The 18,078-nt window shown below is 40.7% G+C and carries 16 protein-coding genes; 6 read left to right on the top strand and 10 right to left on the bottom strand.

Annotation, left to right across the window (positions count from 1 at the left end):
- Positions 1-322: 322 nt before the first annotated feature.
- Together glgB and H9L23_RS03040 are read right to left on the bottom strand one after the other, a co-directional pair.
- Positions 323-2,284 (bottom strand): 1,4-alpha-glucan branching protein GlgB, encoded by a 1,962-nt coding sequence (gene glgB / locus H9L23_RS03045; protein WP_246474828.1) that lies wholly within the window; start codon positions 2,282-2,284, stop codon positions 323-325.
- A gap of 58 nt (positions 2,285-2,342) precedes the next feature.
- Positions 2,343-4,805, bottom strand: coding sequence for a glycoside hydrolase family 31 protein (locus H9L23_RS03040; RefSeq protein WP_187593614.1), 2,463 nt, complete (start codon positions 4,803-4,805; stop codon positions 2,343-2,345).
- A gap of 337 nt (positions 4,806-5,142) precedes the next feature.
- Between H9L23_RS03040 and H9L23_RS03035 the strand changes: the two genes are divergently transcribed.
- The 3 genes from H9L23_RS03035 to H9L23_RS03025 are packed head-to-tail and all read left to right on the top strand — an operon-like array spanning position 5,143 to position 7,151.
- Complete coding sequence (locus H9L23_RS03035) at positions 5,143-5,781, top strand: type IV toxin-antitoxin system AbiEi family antitoxin domain-containing protein (RefSeq protein WP_187593613.1); 639 nt, start codon at positions 5,143-5,145, stop codon at positions 5,779-5,781.
- Positions 5,778-6,638 carry a nucleotidyl transferase AbiEii/AbiGii toxin family protein gene (locus H9L23_RS03030; RefSeq protein ID WP_187593612.1) on the top strand — a complete coding sequence of 287 codons (861 nt, stop codon included), beginning with the start codon at positions 5,778-5,780 and terminating at the stop codon, positions 6,636-6,638. The genes H9L23_RS03035 and H9L23_RS03030 overlap by 4 nt, the downstream gene beginning before the upstream one ends.
- A 57-nt stretch (positions 6,639-6,695) precedes the next feature.
- Positions 6,696-7,151: a helix-turn-helix transcriptional regulator gene (locus H9L23_RS03025; RefSeq protein ID WP_187593611.1), complete on the top strand. Its 456-nt coding sequence runs from the start codon at positions 6,696-6,698 to the stop codon at positions 7,149-7,151.
- Between the two features lie 202 nt (positions 7,152-7,353).
- Here H9L23_RS03025 and H9L23_RS03020 read toward each other — a convergent pair whose 3' ends face one another.
- Positions 7,354-10,275 carry a TonB-dependent receptor gene (locus H9L23_RS03020; protein ID WP_187593610.1) on the bottom strand — a complete coding sequence of 974 codons (2,922 nt, stop codon included), beginning with the start codon at positions 10,273-10,275 and terminating at the stop codon, positions 7,354-7,356.
- Positions 10,276-10,496: 221 nt separating this feature from the next.
- Here H9L23_RS03020 and H9L23_RS03015 point away from each other — a divergent pair, with 221 nt between their 5' ends.
- From H9L23_RS03015 to H9L23_RS03005, 3 genes are read left to right on the top strand one after another with little or no spacing between them, the layout of a single operon-like run.
- The gene (locus tag H9L23_RS03015; protein ID WP_187593609.1) at positions 10,497-12,926 is read left to right on the top strand and encodes a penicillin acylase family protein; all 2,430 of its coding nucleotides are present in this window, start codon (positions 10,497-10,499) and stop codon (positions 12,924-12,926) included.
- A 5-nt stretch (positions 12,927-12,931) separates the two neighbouring features.
- Complete coding sequence (locus tag H9L23_RS03010) at positions 12,932-13,291, top strand: hypothetical protein (RefSeq protein ID WP_187593608.1); 360 nt, start codon at positions 12,932-12,934, stop codon at positions 13,289-13,291.
- 19 nt (positions 13,292-13,310) lie between these two features.
- Positions 13,311-14,294 (top strand): LuxE/PaaK family acyltransferase, encoded by a 984-nt coding sequence (locus H9L23_RS03005; RefSeq protein ID WP_187593607.1) that lies wholly within the window; start codon positions 13,311-13,313, stop codon positions 14,292-14,294.
- Here H9L23_RS03005 and H9L23_RS03000 read toward each other — a convergent pair whose 3' ends face one another.
- Genes H9L23_RS03000 through H9L23_RS02970 form a run of 7 tightly spaced genes read right to left on the bottom strand, consistent with a single transcriptional unit; the run spans position 14,295 to position 18,068 of the window.
- Entirely contained in the window at positions 14,295-14,732 is a 438-nt protein-coding gene (locus H9L23_RS03000; RefSeq protein WP_187593606.1) for a Fur family transcriptional regulator, read from the bottom strand.
- Between the two features lie 20 nt (positions 14,733-14,752).
- Positions 14,753-15,202 (bottom strand): hypothetical protein, encoded by a 450-nt coding sequence (locus H9L23_RS02995; protein WP_187593605.1) that lies wholly within the window; start codon positions 15,200-15,202, stop codon positions 14,753-14,755.
- Positions 15,199-15,633, bottom strand: coding sequence for a hypothetical protein (locus tag H9L23_RS02990; protein ID WP_187593604.1), 435 nt, complete (start codon positions 15,631-15,633; stop codon positions 15,199-15,201). Before H9L23_RS02990 ends, H9L23_RS02995 begins: the two co-directional genes overlap by 4 nt.
- The gene (locus tag H9L23_RS02985; protein WP_187593603.1) at positions 15,633-16,073 is read right to left on the bottom strand and encodes a hypothetical protein; all 441 of its coding nucleotides are present in this window, start codon (positions 16,071-16,073) and stop codon (positions 15,633-15,635) included. The genes H9L23_RS02990 and H9L23_RS02985 overlap by 1 nt, the downstream gene beginning before the upstream one ends.
- Positions 16,074-17,285: an ABC transporter permease gene (locus H9L23_RS02980; protein WP_187593602.1), complete on the bottom strand. Its 1,212-nt coding sequence runs from the start codon at positions 17,283-17,285 to the stop codon at positions 16,074-16,076.
- A complete protein-coding gene (locus H9L23_RS02975) occupies positions 17,285-17,911 on the bottom strand; it encodes an ABC transporter ATP-binding protein (protein WP_187593601.1) in 627 nt (208 codons plus the stop codon). Before H9L23_RS02975 ends, H9L23_RS02980 begins: the two co-directional genes overlap by 1 nt.
- Positions 17,904-18,068 (bottom strand): hypothetical protein, encoded by a 165-nt coding sequence (locus H9L23_RS02970; protein WP_187593600.1) that lies wholly within the window; start codon positions 18,066-18,068, stop codon positions 17,904-17,906. Before H9L23_RS02970 ends, H9L23_RS02975 begins: the two co-directional genes overlap by 8 nt.
- Positions 18,069-18,078: the final 10 nt, after the last annotated feature.

Raw genomic sequence — 18,078 nt, 5'->3', positions numbered from 1 at the left:
AAAGCAAACAAATCAGGAATACTCATACTAAAAATAGATATCCGATAAACTAGTGTCAGTGCCAATAGCGCAAGCTGATTGCCTTTATATAAATAATTTAGCAAATAATACTTGCAGGAGAAAAGAGATATCGTATATTTGCACCCTCTCTGGAAGCTTCCACTCCAGAGTTTAAGAAAGCTTTCCAGCAATGGGAGGCTTTTCTTATTTTAAGCCTATCAAGATCAGACTGGCATTAACCCTTCACACTACCTAATTAATTGACCAACAAAAGAGATAATAAATTAACGAGTTTTGGCGTGATATAAAAATGAAATTAATCTTATTTGCTTTTGAAAATAGTTACAGCTAATGGTGGCAGATCAACCATTATCGAATATTCCTGCCCATTGTAACCTGCTAAGTGAGGCACAATATCACCACGGTTATTAATGCCTCCGCCGTAATATACAATATCGTCGGTATTGAAAATTTCTTTCCACTTGGTTTTAAAAGGTACACCGATTTTATAATTCTCGCGGACTACCGGGGTTAAATTTATGGCAATTACCAAAGTATCTTTTGCTTTTGGCCCTTTGCGCATGTAGGTGAATACCGATTCGTTTGCATTATCGGCATCGAGCCACTGGAAACCTTCGTAACTAAAATTGAAATGATAAAGCGCAGGTTCTTTCCGGTAAAGGAAGTTTAAGGCTTTAACCGTTTCCTGCATCCCTTTATGAGGCGGGTATTGCAACAAATGCCAATCGAGCGATTGGGTAAAGTTCCACTCATTAGTTTGACCGAACTCATTCCCCATAAACAGCAGTTTTGATCCCGGATGGGTAAACATATAACCGTAAAGCGCCCTCAGGTTGGCAAATTTCTGCCAGTCATCTCCAGGCATTTTATACAGCATGGGCGATTTACCGTGTACGACTTCATCATGCGAAAAAGGCAGCATAAAGTTTTCGGTAAAAGCGTAAGTCATGCTAAAACTCAACTGGTGATGGTGGTGTTTCCTGGCAAGGGTATCTACTTTAAAATATTTCAGCGTATCGTTCATCCAGCCCATCATCCATTTCATACCGAAACCCAATCCGCCATTATGTACCGGATGGGTTACCCCCGGATAAGTGCTGCTTTCTTCGGCAATGGTCTGCACGCCTTCAAAATTACCATAAACGGCCACATTCAGGTCTTGTAGAAACTGGATAGCACCAATATTTTCACTTCCACCATATTCATTGGTTGCCGCATCGCCGTCTTCCCTTGAGAAATTAAAGTATAACATAGAAGCCACCGCATCAACCCTGAGTCCATCTGCATGATACTGATCGAACCAGAATATGGCATTGCTGATTAAAAAAGAGCGGACTTCGTTCCTGTCATAGTTGAAAATGTAGGATTTCCAATCAGGATGAAAGCCTTTTTTCATATCGGCGTGTTCGTAGAGATGCGTACCGTCAAACTCATATAAACCATGCCTATCGCCAGGAAAATGAGAAGGAACCCAATCGAGTATCACGGCAATGTTGGCTTTGTGCAGTTCATCGATCAGGTACATTAAATCCTGCGGTGAGCCATAACGCGAGCTTGCACCGAAATAACCTGTAATCTGATATCCCCAACTTGGAAAATAAGGGAATTCCATTACCGGCATTAGTTCTACATGGGTAAACCCCATTTCTTTTACATAAGGCACGAGCCTGCTGGCTACTTCCCTACAGTTTAATACACGCTCAGGGTTGTCAGGATCACGCTCCCAGGAGCCTAGATGGATTTCGTAAACGGATATAGGCTGATCCAGCGCATTTAATTTCGCCCTTTTACTGAGCCAGGTATTATCTTTCCAGGTATAATCGGTATCCCAAACAATACAGGCCGTTTGTGGAGGGTGCTCCCAGCGGCGGGCATAAGGATCGCCTTTTAAATGCTCTGATCCATCAAAACCTTTAACAAAATATTTATAAACCTCGCCTTTGGCAATACCGGGAATAAAACCTTCCCAGATACCCGATTTATCCCAGCGTTTATATAGCGGATGCTGCGCGTCGTTCCAATCGTTAAAATTACCAACTACGCTTACATTTGTGGCATTGGGTGCCCAGACCGAAAAATAAGTTCCGGCGGTGGCTTCAACACTAATTAAATGTGAACCCATTTTCTCGTACAGCCTAAAATGTTTCCCAACCAGAAAAAGATCAATGTCGTAATCGGTAAATAAACTGTGTACCCAAACGGATTTCTTTTTATCGATTTTTGGTAAAACTGCTTTTTTTGCAGGAACTTTTTTTGCTGACATAGATATTTTGGCTAGATAAATGAAGCCCCAAACACTAAACAGCATTTGGGGCTAAATGTTACAGACTTAAGATCTGAATTTCTAAGAAATTTTTATTGCACTTGAAATGCAGGATGTTCTGATCGTCGGTATAAAAATCCTGAACCTCTTTATTATCGATAATGATCTTTTTAACCTGGAATTTTACGCCAATAATATTGCAGACATAAAATTCATAATTAGGTGTATACAAGCCTTCGCTGCGCTGGTTTACCTTAATGGCCTTGCTATCGCCTTTTACAGTAAATTTCTTTTCCAGGTAAATATCCTGTTCGTAGGCAAAGGTATCTCCATGATCTTCGTACATGTACGAATTCACTTCGTAATCGCTATGGTAAATATTCAGCACTACCTCTGTGATCGATTTCTCATCCACATACTGCATTACCGGATATTCGGGTAAAACGGTACCTGCACGCACGAACATCGGCATACTGTCTATCTTTGCATCAACGGTATATTCATTACCACCATCCAGGATTTCGTTGGTCCAGAAATTGTACCATGTTCCTTTTGGAAGGTATACTTTTCTTGATATTGCGCCTTGTTCTAAAACCGGGCAGATCAACAATTTATCACCATAACAGAATTCATCCTGGCGGAAACTGTTACTGATATTTTCCTGCTCTAGCATCACCAATGGCCTTAAAATCGGGAAGCCATAACGGTGGTGCTCCCAAAACACAGAATACAGGTATGGCATTAAACGGTACCTTAACTCGATAAACTTACGGTTAATGTCTTCGAAAAATTCGCCAAAACTCCAGGGTTCACGTTCGGCAGTATCACCTGCAGAGTGTGCACGCATAAAAGGAGAAAATGTACCCAACTGGATCCAGCGGGTAAATAATTCACCATCCGGTTCGCCACTAAAGCCGCCAATATCTGTTCCGCAGAAAGGCACACCAGAAACGGATAGGCGCTGACACTGAATATTACCTATTTTTAAATGTTCCCAGGTAGCAATATTATCACCCGTCCATACGCTGGCATAACGCTGCATACCCGAATAACCCGCCCTTGTAATGGTAAAGGGACGTTTATTGCGCATCAGTTTTTTAAGCCCTTCGTAAGTAGAGCGTACCATCTGCATGCCATAAACATTGTGCGCTTTCCGGTGCGAGCCGCGGTAACCATCATAATTATGACGCACATCGTTAGGGAAAGTACCCGAACCAAATACTGCAGGCTCGTTCATATCGTTCCAGAAACCCGCCACGCCCATATCTACAAGTTCTTTGTAAAGGTTACCCCACCAGCTACGTACCTTAGGGTTGGTAAAATCAGGAAACTGGCAACGGCCTGGCCAAACATGCCCTTCCATATAATAATCGTCGCTGCGGCGACAGAAAAATCTTTTCTCTTTACCTTCTTTAAAAACCCAGTAATCATCATCAACCTTAATTCCGGGGTCGATCATTACAACGGTTTTAAAACCATCATCAGAAAGTTCTTTGATCATCCTCCGTGGATCCGGAAAGTATTTTTTGTTCCAGGTAAAACAGCGGTAACCGTCCATATAATCGATATCCAGGTAAATGGCATCACAAGGAATTTTACGATCTCTGAACTGTTTGGCTATTTCTTTAACCTTGGTTTCAGGATAATAACTCCAACGGCACTGCTGATAACCCAATGTCCATTTTGGCGGCATCGGGTGTGTTCCGGTTAGGGTTGCATAACGTTTAACCACATCCATGATGTGTGGTCCGTGGATATAGTAGTATTGTAACTCGCCACCATCAGCCCAGAAACTGGTTTTATTTACATCCTCGTTCCCAAAATCGAAATACGATTTAAAGGTATTATCGAAAAAGATACCATAAGCAGCCTGATTGTGCAAACCGATATAGAAAGGTATAGTCCTGTATAGTGGATCCTGGTTCCAGCCAAAAGAATAGGCATCAGTATTCCAGTTTTCGAAACGGCGGCCACGCAGGTTAAAATTGCCAGATTTATCACCTAAACCAAAGAAATTTTCTTCAGGATGGCATTTTTTGGTTGCATAAATGTAATAACCGCCAAAATCTACATTTTCTTCCCAGTGCATGGAGTTGGCTTCATCAACCATTACCACATTGGTAATATTATCGGAGAATGAAATATGAAAGTTTGCTTTTTCGATCTTACAGGTTACCGCGTGAGTAGAAATGGTGTAATGATCTTCGTGCTCCTGCATTTTAAAAACAGAAACCTTTTGATCTACTTCTGGTACAGCATAAGAGAAATCATCCAGAAAAACGCCATGTGGCGCAAGGCGTACCCTGATAATATCATCACTTACTACCCTTACCTCTACCCTTGCATCGCCATCTGAAAAATAAAAACGGTTACCTTCTTTCTTTACTTTTTTAACTTCGCCGAGGTATTGTTTAACGATTGGTTTTACCGATATATCAACCGGATTGTTTAAATGCTGTATTTCCTGCTCTTTTTCGATCAGGTCATTTGTTTCATTCGGTTTGTCGTTTTGCGCTTCCATCCTTATTTATTCAATTTTTTAAATTCCATAGCTCTTAAACTGGGATGTGCTTAAGAAAGTACTATAATACAAATATTTTATAAAAGGGATGTAGCTTTTTTATAAAAGATGCATTTAATAGTGTAAGTTTTACACTAACCTAGGTTATTTGAGTAAGATATGGCTGAAACGAATGATAAATTTATTAGAGGTAAGCGTATAAAAAATGTAAATTCAGCACAAGATAAACGATTTATAACCGTTTATCCTATTCAAATTTGTCAATATAAATTATTAAATGTAATTTTAACACAAGATAAACGGACAATAGTCGTTTATCTTATTTAATTTTTACATTATGAATATCCAGACAGCTCTTATAGACAAATCTCATCAACCGATAACCCATCAGCTTTTGGTCGATTTATTAAAAGATTATAAAAGACCAAATGATAAAATACTGGCATTAAAGGCTGATGGATTGATCGAACCCATAAAAAAAGGACTTTATATTGTGGGGAGATCTGTCGGACCGGAGAGGCCTGAAAACGCATTATTGGCTAACCATATACTCGGGCCGAGTTATCTTTCGATGGAGAGCGCGCTATCTCATTACGGGCTCATCCCGGAAAAAGTTTATGCAGTTACCTCAATGACAACAAAGGCAACAAGAAAATTCGAAACTCAAATAGGGCTATTCACCTATACAAACCTTCCTTTGCCATACTATGCTTTCGGCTTGGCCATGATAAACTTTTCCAAAGACCAGAAAGCAATGGTTGCCACCCCGGAAAAAGCCTTATGTGATAAAATTGTCACAACAGCAGGTATTAATTTAAGGAGCATTTCCACAGCAAAAGATTATGTATTCAGGAATCTGCGGATGGAAGAAATTGAAATTGCAAAATTTGATACATCAACTATCAACAGCTGGCTTGAACATGCCCCTAAAAGTAAAAGCCTGGAAATGCTAACTAAAATGATCGAAACAATATGATAAAAGACTGGCTAGATAGCTATCATCCAGCTAACAGAGATGAGGCAAAAGATGCATTAAGGGAAATTATGCAGGAAATTGCTCTTGCCGGACTAAACCGGGCTGGCTTTTTTGAAAAGGCAGCATTTTATGGGGGAACAGCGTTGAGGATATTTTATGGTTTAGACCGTTTTTCAGAAGACCTGGATTTTTCCCTTCTCACTCAAAATCCTGATTTTTCCTTAGAAAAATACCAGGATGCTATTGTAAACGAATTTGCGGCGCTGGGCATGCAGGTATCCATTACTGAAAAAAAGAAAACAATAAAGAATAATATCAATTCAGCATTTTTAAAATCGGAAACCATCTGGAAAGAACTCGTTTTGAAAGAGATTATCCCTCAAAACGGGCTTAAAGAAGTGGCAAACATCAAAATCAAAATCGAGGTAGATATAGAACCGCCACTGGGTTTTGCAACAGAAGAAAAACTATTGTTACAACCCTTTTCGTTTTATGTAAAGTGTCTTTCACTTCCTGATCTTTTTGCTGGAAAAATGCACGCACTTTTATTCCGCAAATGGGGCACCAATGTTAAAGGGCGCGATTGGTACGACATGGAATGGTATATTAAAAAAGGTTATGAACTTAACCTCAATCACTTTCTCCTGCGAGCGATAGATAGTGGCGACTGGAAAAAGGATAAAATGAGTGAAGCAGAATTCAGGGCTTTATTAAGCGAAAAGATTAATCATGTGAAATTAGATTTTGTTAAGGCAGATATCTCACGTTTTATTAAGGATCCTAAAAAACTCGAAATATGGTCAACACAATATTTCCATGACCTGGTTGAAAAACTAAAAATCAGTCAGCGAATTTGAGAAAACAAAACTTAAGTATAAACAATAAATTATAAACATTTTTGTTTATTTTTGATTATGGAAAAATTGATCAGTAAATTTAAAGGAATCCATCCAGGGATTATTTTGGAACGGGAACTTAAAAGGAAAGGATTAAAAAAAGGTCCGTTCGCACTTTCACTGAATGAATATCCACAAACTATAAATGACATTACAAAAGGCAAAAGGGGGATAACAGCCTCTCTTTCGATTAAATTAGACCAGCGTCTTGGTTTGGAAGAAGGCACGATGTTCCTACTCCAGGCCCATTATGAAATACAAAAAGAGAAAGACAAAAAAACTTCAAACGATAAACCTGATTTGTCAATTATTAGACAGATCCTCTTTTGGGACACTGAGTTCGAAAAAATAAACTGGCAAAAACAATATCAGGCGGTTATTAAAAGGGTAATGGAACGGGGAAATGATGATGAAAAAGATGAAATAATCAGATATTATGGAAAAGACAAGGTGGATGAGGTAAGAAACAAATGATTTATCCTAAAAACTTAATTTCGACTAATATTTATTTGCAATGAAATCTTTAGGCTCTTTGCCTAATGCGATCGTCATGCTGAACTTGTTTCAGCATCTTTCCCGCTAGATAGACACTGAAATAAATTCAGGGTGACGACTATAAGTAAAAAAGCCCTTCATACCTCAAGTTATGAAGGGCTTTTAAGCGTTAATAGATTCTTTATGGATTAAAGCTATAAGCTATATAATAAATCGCCCCGGCTGATGGGTTTCCGTAAGAAGTGAAATAATATTTATTCAATACATTCGAGCCGCCCAGTTTAATTACCGATTGTACCGAAGGAATTCTTAAACTAAACTGTGCATCAAGCGAGCTGTATGCTGGTACCTGACCTGAGGCAAAAGAAGAATTCCAGTAGAACTGATCCTGCCAGCGGTATGATACGTTGAAACCAAAGTTTTTGATGATTTCTTTATTGCCAAGTCCAAGGTTGTAACGGATTTTTGGCGTATTAAAGTCGTTAATATAATTAACAGGAAGATCGCCAATCTGGTTATAGGAAACGTTACCGCTAATGGCATATTTACCCACAAGATAATCCAGGCCTAAAGCAGCACCATAAGAGGTTACTTTACCGGCCGCATTTACGGGAACGCCGAATTTCACAAAACTGCCGTTCACATTCTGATATACATCAACAGCAGTAATAAAATCTTTGTAAATGTTGTAATAACCATAAGCATCAATCAATAAATTAGGAAGGATTAAACCTTTGTAGCCTAATTCGTAAGACTGAACGCTTTCCGGACGGACACCTTTGGCATCAAAAGTATATTGTTGTAAAAGTGCCTGATTAGGCGCTCCGCTTGCTGCTGAAGCTAAAAACGCACGGTAACTTACATCTGTAAATGGTTTGTTGCTGTCTAGATGATATTTACTGAACATAATTTCAGGTAAACCACCGATCAGTCTTTGAGACCCGCCACCTACCGAAAGGTCGATATATTGGTTCTGGGTAGTTGGATTACGGTAGCCTGTTTGATAAGAAACCCTGATGTTATTGTTCTTGGCCACAGTGAATACACCTGTTATCCTTGGAGTAAACCTGCCTTCAAAATTCTGGCTTTTATCATAACGGCCGGCAAAAGTAAATTTAACTTTATCGTTAAAAAGTTTTTTACCAATCTGCGCGAAAGCACCATATTCTTTAATGTCGATAGATTCGTTTAAATCGTTAAAAATGGTACCTGCCGAATTTAAATCGTATAAACGATAAGATGCACCTACCTGAAACTCCACTACCTTATTAAAAAGGTTGGTGAAGTTATACATGCCTTCGTAATGATAAAGATTCGATTTATCATCAAATTTAGCGCCGTAAACACTTTTAGAAGGATCAACAGCGTTAATATTGGTCGCACTGATGGTGGTGTTCAAAATTTTATCTTTTGCTACCTCATACTGTGCACTGCCTGGCACAAAACGTCCCTGATCGGCTACACTCCTTGCAAAAGCCTGTGCCTGTGCATCTGTTTGTCCCGCAGCCCTTGCACCTACATAATTACCGATATATTGTGGAAACCAGGTAGTTGATGGTTTAGATACCTCATTGATATAACTTCCCAAAATAGAAGAGATATAAGAATCGCCGGAACGTTCCTGCGTGGTGTAGGCTTTTAAGAAAAAGTCTTCCCCTTTTAGCTCTAACTTATACTGCCCGATGTTAAAATTACGTAGCGAATAACGGTCAGAACCGGTATAAACAGAAGTTCCTGTACCCCAATTGGCCTGACCCACTACCTGAACCGTATTACTGATGTTGTAATATAATGCTCCTGATGCTTTTAACGATTTGGTATCATAATCAACCAGGTTTTCTTCATTATATCCTGTCCTGGAAATATTTTGATCTGGAATCAGGCCTGCTTTTAAACCTACATAAAAAGGGAGGTAATTTTGTACGGTAGAGCGCAAGGCTGCTGGTAAAGTAGCCAAAAAACCCGCCTGTTGCGCTGCATTTGGAATGGCTGCCCCAAAAGCCCCATCTAATGTGGATTTAATATTGGGGATTAAACCACCTGTTGCGGCATTGATACCCGCTATAGTTCCGTTTTGAACACTCAAGGCCACATTACGCATATTCTGGCTCACTTCATCACCGTATACGTTGATACCATCATAGTTGGGATCGCTGTTTCTGTCACCGGATTTCGCCGTTCTGGCTACCCTGTCGAAGTTTGAATAATTATTGCCGAACCAATCTTTGGCCTGTAAAAACGAGAATGCTGCTTTTACCCCAAACTTATTGTTCCACGATCTTGCCACACGTACATCCAGTTGTTTAAACGGCTGTACTTTACTGTCGCCATCGTTAACATGGTTCATACCGGTTTTAAACTGAAAACTATTCCCAGGATATTTAAAAGGATCTTTTGATGTCATTAATAAGGTACCGTTAATTCCGCCAGCACCATAAAGCGCTGAGGAAGCACCTGGCAATAACTCTACATTATCTACATCAAGTTCGGTGATACCCACAATATTACCTACAGAAAAATTCAATCCAGGCGCCTGGTTATCCATTCCGTCAATATATTGATTAAAACGGGTGTTTCCGTTCGAGTTGAATCCACGGGTATTGATTGATTTAAAAGTTAGACTCTGTGTGCTGCTTTCCACGCCTTTCATATTATTTAAGGCATCATAAAATGATGGAGCGGCTATTTCCCTGATTGATGCTGCACTCATACGCTCGATTGAAACCGGCGATTCCAAAATACGTTCTGGCGTACGTGAAGCCGAAACCACCACATCGCCACCTAATACAACAGCAGTTTCAATTTCGAAGTTAATACCTGTAGTACTTCCGGTAATCTGTTGTTCTACTGTACCGTAACCCACATAAGAGGCTACTAAAGTAAAAGGGACTTTTGCCGTTGTGGTAAAACTGAAACTTCCATTGCTGGAAGATGCCGTACCGCCCGACTGGCCCTTGATGGTTAAACTTACGCCCGCAAGGCCTTCTTTTGATTGCTTATCTTTCACGGTTCCGCTCACCGTAATGCTCTGTGCCTGTGCAGCAACATTAATTGCGCACATTAATAATAACACATAGAAGATCTGTGTAAAATTTCTGCTCATAAAAGATTGTTAATTTGGTTATTTGGGTGATTAGTTAATTCGGTTGTTTGTATTATTAGTTATATAAACTTAAATCCTTTTTTTGAATTAAACAAATTATGTTAGCATAATAATATCTATGCAAATTATAATTTTGATTGATATACAGTTTGTTGTATTTTGCAGTGAACATAAACCGTCATTTTGCGCTATCTTAGTAAAAGACATGTTAGCTAACCATTATGAATAAAATTAAGGTCTTATTCTGCGTCATCATTCCGATCGCACTAGCTTTTTTATTTAATACCAAATTAGGTAGTACACCTCCTTTGTTAAAATTCCTTAATCCTTTTATGGGTTTCTGGCAAAATGCAGAAAATAATCACTTTATGTTTAACCATAAAGCGAAAATTAAAGGGGCAATAGATAAAATAGAAATCGTTTTTGATGACCGCATGATCCCTCATATTTTCGCGCAAAACGATCACGATCTTTACCTGGCGCAGGGTTATGTAACGGCCATGCACCGCCTCTGGCAAATGGATTTCCAGACGCGTTTTGCTGCAGGCAGAATTAGTGAAGTGGTGGGCAGTAAAGCCATTGAGGTTGACCGTTACCAACGCAGGATGGGTATGGTGTACGGTGCAGAAAATTCTTTAAAAGGCATGATGGCCGACCCGAAAGCAAAAGAAATGATCCTCGCCTATACCGAAGGGATTAATGCCTATATCAAAACGCTTTCTCATGCCAATTATCCATTAGAATATAAAATACTCGATTTTAAACCCGAAGACTGGACACCTATCAAATGTGCTTTGTTGCTTAAACAGATGTCGGCCGTTTTGGCGATGGGATCAGACGAATTTTACATGACCAACATCCTGAAAAAATTCGGGCCTGAGGTTACCAAAAATCTTTTCCCTGATTATCCTTTCCGCGAGGATCCGATTATTCCGGTAGGCACCAAATGGAATTTCTCCCCTCTACCTATCCCTAAAACACCAGAAAGCTTTACGCAGGCCCAAACGGGAGAAGTAAAAACAAAAGAAAAGGTAGAAGGTATCGGCAGTAATAACTGGGCACTATCCGGGGCTAAAACGGCTTCGGGTTACCCAATTTTGGCAAACGATCCGCATTTAGATTTAACGCTTCCATCAATCTGGTACCAGATACAATTACACGCCCCTGGCGTAAATACCTATGGCGTTTCCCTGCCTGGTGCACCTGGGGTTATTATCGGCTTTAACCAGAAAATTGCCTGGGGAGTAACCAATGTAGCTGCTGATGTACTGGATTTTTATCAGATCAAGTTTAAGGATTCATCACATAACGAATACTGGTACAATAACCAGTGGAAAGCGACAAAAAAACGCCTGGAAACGATCAAAATCCGTGGTGGAAAAGATGAAGTAGATACTGTTTATTATACCCATCATGGTCCCGTGGTTTACTTCCAGAAACCAAAATATGGCAGGGCTGACAATGTACCGGTTGGCGATGCGTTAAGGTGGATTGCCCATGAAGAATCGAATGAGCTGATGACTTTTTATTACCTCAACCGGGGAAAAAATTATAATGATTACCGCAAAGCGTTAACTTTTTACACGGCACCTGCTCAGAATTTTGTTTTTGCCAGTGTGGATAACGATATCGCCATTACCCCAAATGGTAAATTTCCTTTGAAATGGAAAGATCAGGGTAAATTTATTCTTGATGGTACTGATCCGGCTTACGATTGGCAGGGCTGGATCCCAAATGCACAGAACCCAACGGTAAAAAATCCACCACGTGGTTTTGTAAGCTCAGCCAACCAATCTTCTACCGATACCACTTATCCATATTATATCAACTGGGAATTTTCGCCTTACGAACGCGGAAAGAGGATTAACGATCGTTTATCGGCAATGAACAAGGCCACCATGGATAGTATCCGCTTAATGCAGACTGATAATTACAGTATCCTCGCCCAAAACCTGGTTCCGGCATTGTTGCCTTTGTTAAACAATGAGCAGCTGAACGCCACGCAAAAGGAAGCATTGGCTTATGTGGATAAATGGAATAAGCGTTACGATGCACATGAGATTGCAGCCAGTGTATTCGAAATATGGACCAAACGTTTAACTTACGATATATGGGGGGATGAATTTGAGGTAAAAGGAATCCCGATGCGTTATCCATCCAGAGACCGTACGGTAGAAATGATCCTGAAAGAACCGAATGCTACCTGGTACGATAATATCAATACCCCTAAAAAAGAAACACTTACTGATCTGGTAAATGAATCTTTTAAATATAGCTGCGATAGTTTGGAAAGGCGTTTTGGCCCGATCAATAAAGATTGGGCCTGGGCAAATGTAAAACAGAGCAATGTACCGCACCTGGCGAAAATACCGGGGATGGGATCGAAAGTATTGCAGATCGGTGGTGCAAAATCGACCATTAATGCCTTGGGTGAAAGCAATGGTCCTTCGTGGAGAATGGTGATCGAACTTGGTAAAACACCAAAGGGACACGGTGTTTATCCTGGAGGGCAATCGGGTAACCCCGGAAGTAAATTCTATGATAACATGATCGATACCTGGGCAAATGGTAAACTATACGATCTGTTTTATATGCAAAGTCCTGATGATAAATCGGGCACAATTATCTCTCGTTTAAAAATTTCTAAATAAGTAAAATGGTTTTCATCGTTATCGCAATAATCTGTTTTTTCTTACAAATGATCGCCCCCTGGTGGACCATCATTGTAATTTCTTTCGCTACCTGTGGCATCATTGGCAAAACAGGAAAAATAGCCTTTTGGCAATCGTTTCTTGCTATTTTCTTGCTTTGGATCGGCTACGCGCTTTTTAAAAGCCTGCCTAATGATAATGTACTGGCCGGCCGTGTGGCGGTAATGACGGGCATAAAACTTTGGTGGGCACTATTATTGGTTACTGGTATTTTAAGCGGTTTGGTGGCTGGCATCAGTGGTTATTGCGGATACCAGTTCCGTATGGCAATGCTGGCGAAAAAAACTGACGAGAAAATAGCATAATGCTTTGTACTTTTGCAGCGTGAATTTAACAGCTGAGGATATATTTTCTATAAAAAGTGCGGATGAGTTTAATGCGCTCGCCCTGAAGATTTTTAAGTTACAGGCGCAAAACTGTAACGTGTACCGCGAATATATTTTCCACCTGGGGCTTGATGCCGACGAAATAAGCGAAGTATCACAGATTCCATTTCTGCCGATCAGTTTTTTTAAAAGCCATTCGGTATTGAGCAGTACCGCTCCTGTTGAAATCACTTTCAGCAGCTCGGGTACAACGGGCATGGTGCAAAGCAGCCACCATGTAACTGATGTAAAACTGTATGAACAAAGTTATCTGCAGGCCTTTACCGAGTTTTATGGGGATGTTACCGAATACTGCTTTTTAGCGCTGCTTCCTTCCTATCAGCAACGTTCAGGTTCATCTTTAATCTATATGGTGAACGATCTGATCGAAAAAAGTGAACATCCGCAAAGTGGCTACTTTTTATACAACCACGATGAACTGTTGCAAACCCTGCTCGATCTGCAATCGAAAAAACAGAAAACTGTTTTAATTGGTGTTACTTATGCCCTGCTTGATTTCATTGAAAATTTCGATATCGATTTCCCTGAACTGATTGTAATGGAAACCGGCGGCATGAAAGGCAAACGCAAAGAAATGGTGCGCGAAGAACTGCATGAACAGTTAACAAAAGGATTTGGCGTAAAAACCATCCACAGTGAATACGGGATGACGGAATTACTTTCTCAGGCTTATTCTTTAGGTGAAGGCATTTTCAATTGTCCTAACTGGATGAAGGTGCTGATCCGTGATACCAATGATCCACTGAGTCTGATCCCAAATGGCAAAACCGGAGGCATCAACGTAATCGATCTGGCCAATATCAATTCTTGCTCATTTATCGCTACACAGGATCTGGGCAGGATCAATCCTGATCAAAGTTTTGAAGTACTGGGCCGGTTTGACAATGCGGATATAAGGGGGTGTAACCTTTTGGTGCAGTAATTAATTTACTTTATCCGAGCAACTGGCGCAGATACCGGTAGCAATCAGGTTTAAATGTTCTACTTTAAAACCTGCAGGAACTTTTAAGGCCGGGATTTTAACCGTATCCAGACAGTAAATCTTATGGCAGTTATCACAATTAAAATGCACATGTTCATCATGATGATCGTGCGCACTGCAACCATCCGAACAGATGGCATAATTGGCAGTTCCCTGCTGATCTAAAACCTTGTGGATAATTCCTTTTTCCTCAAAAGCCTGTAATACGCGGTATAAAGTAACACGGTCGGCATCTTTGCCCATTACCTGCTCTAAATACGGCTGCGAGGTTGCAGAATCTCTCCCACTCAAAATTTCCAGCACCTGTAAACGTGGCGCGGTCCTTTTTAACCCGTTTTTAACCAAAAGTTTTTCGAAACGCTCTGTTTTATTTTCCATAGCAATACAAAAATAAGCAATTAATTAATGAGTTTTGCATTTTTGATGCTGATTGGCGGGGCATAACTCGCATCCTTCTGTTCCAGTTTTAAAATCCCTTTCACGTGGATCGGTTTTTCGCTATAAGCTATAGCACTTTCCATTTCGATCATGATCATCACCGGAACACCGTTCTGTCCACAAAAATAACACTGGTTGATAGGTAGCGTGGCCAGTAAGAACTTCTGTTGCTTCTGTCCGCTTTTTATTGGGATGAGGTAACCTCTGAGGTCAAACTCTCGGTTCTCAAAACGTTTGATCGATTCAGAAAAAAGCGGCAAAAGTTCATTCTTATCGGTTAGCTCAAATTTTACCGAACCGATTACATCCCAGTTTAGAGACCGAAGCTGATCGCTGGGATTGTGTTTCTGTGTCTGTGCTAAAGCAGCACTTCCCCATAACAAAAGAAATACAAAATATAGTTTTTTCATTTTTTCCCGGCATCTAAAAGAAAAAAGGTAGACCGGCTATCACCAGAATCATTGATAACCAATTTTCCTTTAAGGATAATAGGTTCTTCCGTCCAGGTAACCGGCTTTAATGTCTTAACCTCTATCATCGAGGGGATATCACCCGTACCGCAGTAAGGACAGGAAGCAACGGGCACAATTGAAAACATAAACTCAGTAAAACTATTGCCCACCTTAGTGGGAATAATAAAACCGGGCAGCTCAATAATCTTGTTATTAATTGCTTTTAATGCCGGCGGAAAAACAGCCTGCCAAACCAGAGGTTTTACCTGTTTATCGTATTTCAGGCCGATCAGGTTCCAGGTTGGCGTACGCATATCAGTATGTACATTTACCTGTGCAATAGCCGAAAAAGAAACCAGGATCAATAAAACCGTTAAATGTTTTTTCATTACAACTGTTTTGCATTTAAAAGAAAAAATTCGCTCCGGTCATCGCCCGAATCATTAATGATGAATATTCCTTTTAGTTTGACTGGTTTTTCGGTAATGGGAATAGAAGTCATCATTTTTACCTGGATCATTGCAGGAATATCGCCCGAACCACAATAAGGACAGGAGGCGATGGGTACAATGGAGAACATAAACTCGCTGAATTTAGCACCTACTTTGGTGGGAATGATATAACCCGGCAGCTCGATTACCTTATTGTTTAAAGCCTTTAAAGCAGGCGGAAAAACACTCCCCCATTTGCCCGGTGCAAGTTCGGCATCATACCTCAGCCCGATAATAGTCCAAGTTGGCGTGCGCATGTCGGTATGAACCCGAACCTGCGCCGCCATTACCTGGAAACCTAAACATAAAAAAACTAACAAACCTAATTTCTTCATCACTTAGCGGTCTTTCGTTAATGTTGCCGCAATATCAACCTTATAAATCTGCATGGCCGGAATTAGCGAGGCTAAACTGCCGATATATAAACCAGTCCAGATTAAATATACTTCTTGCGGAACGGCAGTCATTCCGGTTAGTTTTGCCTGCGAGGATTGTTGATAAGCGCCGATTACTTCGAGTGCAATATGTCCGATCAATAAACCCAAACAGGCCCCGATCAGTGTAACCAGGATGCCTTCAAACATCACCAGAAAAAACAGTTTCGATTTGGATGCACCCAGGCAGCGCATCACCGCAAGATCATATTTCCGCTCTTTCATGGCATTATACAGGCTGATGAAAATACTTAGTGCCGCTATGGCCATGATAAACACCGCGAACCATTGCAGGGTATCAATCCCAACGCCAATCAGTGAAAAAAGCCTGGCGCTTTCCATCGCCGGTGAAGCCGCCTGCATGTTGGTACTTTGGTTCACCATTCTTGGAAAGAGGATAACCGACATCGGCGATTTATACTGGATCAATAAGGCCGTAATCTGTTTATCGTTAATTTCCTTGGTTTCCGCTGCCGGAGAATGATGGCTCTCCTCATGCTTTTCTTCATGCATTTTGTACACGCTGCCAATATTGGTCAGGATCAGGTTATCGGTAATATTGCCCTGTGGCTTTAAAATGCCCTTTACCAAATAGGCGTGCTGCTTATGGATATCGCCATTGCCCGATAATCCGTGCGCACCAAAAAACGAATCGCCAATTTTTAGTTTCGATTCAGTGGCCACTGTACCGCCGATGGTTACTTCTAAATCCTTTCGCCAGAAATCCCCCTTCTGAACAGCTAAACCATAAAGGTGGCTGAAAGTGCTATCGGTGCCCACAATACGGTAACCATTATAATTATCGCCCAGGGCCAATGGAACGGCGCGTTTAACCATTGGGTGATGTGCCAACTGGTAGGCATCTTTAGCCGGAATGTTTCCTGTTGGGTAATCGATGTGGTAAATACTGCTTAATATCAACTGTAACGGACTTCCCTTAGCGCCAACAACGAGATCGATATCCTTCGCATTTTTTTCGAGCTTATTACCAATCTGATTCGAGGCGAGAAAAAGAATGGATAAGATGCCAACCCCAAAAGCAACCAGAATTATGTTCAGGATGGTGGTCAGTTTATTCCTGACGAGGTTTTTGCTGCTGATTTTAAAAATATTCATTAGAGTAGATAGGTTTTAGCAATATGGTCCCGAACCCTTTGATCATGCGTCGCAATGATCAGTGCAGCGCCGTTATCCTTCGCCTGGCTGGTCAACATCTTAATTACCTGCGCAGCATTTTCATCATCCAAACTCGAGGTAGGTTCATCAGCAATCAGCAGATCTGGTTTATTCACCAATGCCCGCGCTACCGAAACCCTTTGCAACTGCCCCTGGCTCAGTTCATCCGGATACCTTTTGGCTAATTCTATAATGCCAAGCTCTTTTAAAAGTAAAAGATTGCGTTCTCCATCGATCGGTAAACCAGCCATTACCGCGGCAAGCTCCAGGTTATCAAGTACATTAAGCGAGCGGATAAGGTGGGGCCTTTGAAAAATGATACCAATATGCCTTCCCCTAAAACGGTCCATATTTCTTGCCGTTAACTGATAGAGATCGGTATCGTTGATCAACACTTCGCCCAGCGTAGGTTTTAATAAACCAGAAATAATATTCAATAAGGTACTCTTGCCACTGCCCGATGAGCCCAGTAAAAGCCATTGTTCCATATCTGCAATTTCCCAATCGGGAAATTTTATTCTTCTTCCCTGCTCATAAAGATGAGACAATGATTTGATGTTAATCATGAGGCATCATCTTTTGCATTTTTTTTACCACAATATTTTTGATGGCATAACGCCTGTAAATTTCTATACCATCGTTTGTGCCGTGCTTACAGGCCGGATTCAGCATCGTGATGAACAGCAAAGCTGGAATAAAAAGGATTTTATAATTTTTAGACATAAGGCTATTT

Source organism: Pedobacter roseus (assembly GCF_014395225.1).
In the GTDB taxonomy this organism is placed as follows: Bacteria; Bacteroidota; Bacteroidia; order Sphingobacteriales; family Sphingobacteriaceae; genus Pedobacter; species Pedobacter roseus.
The sequence above is the reverse complement of the archived record's forward strand: the minus strand, read 5'-3'. Positions and strand labels throughout refer to the sequence as shown.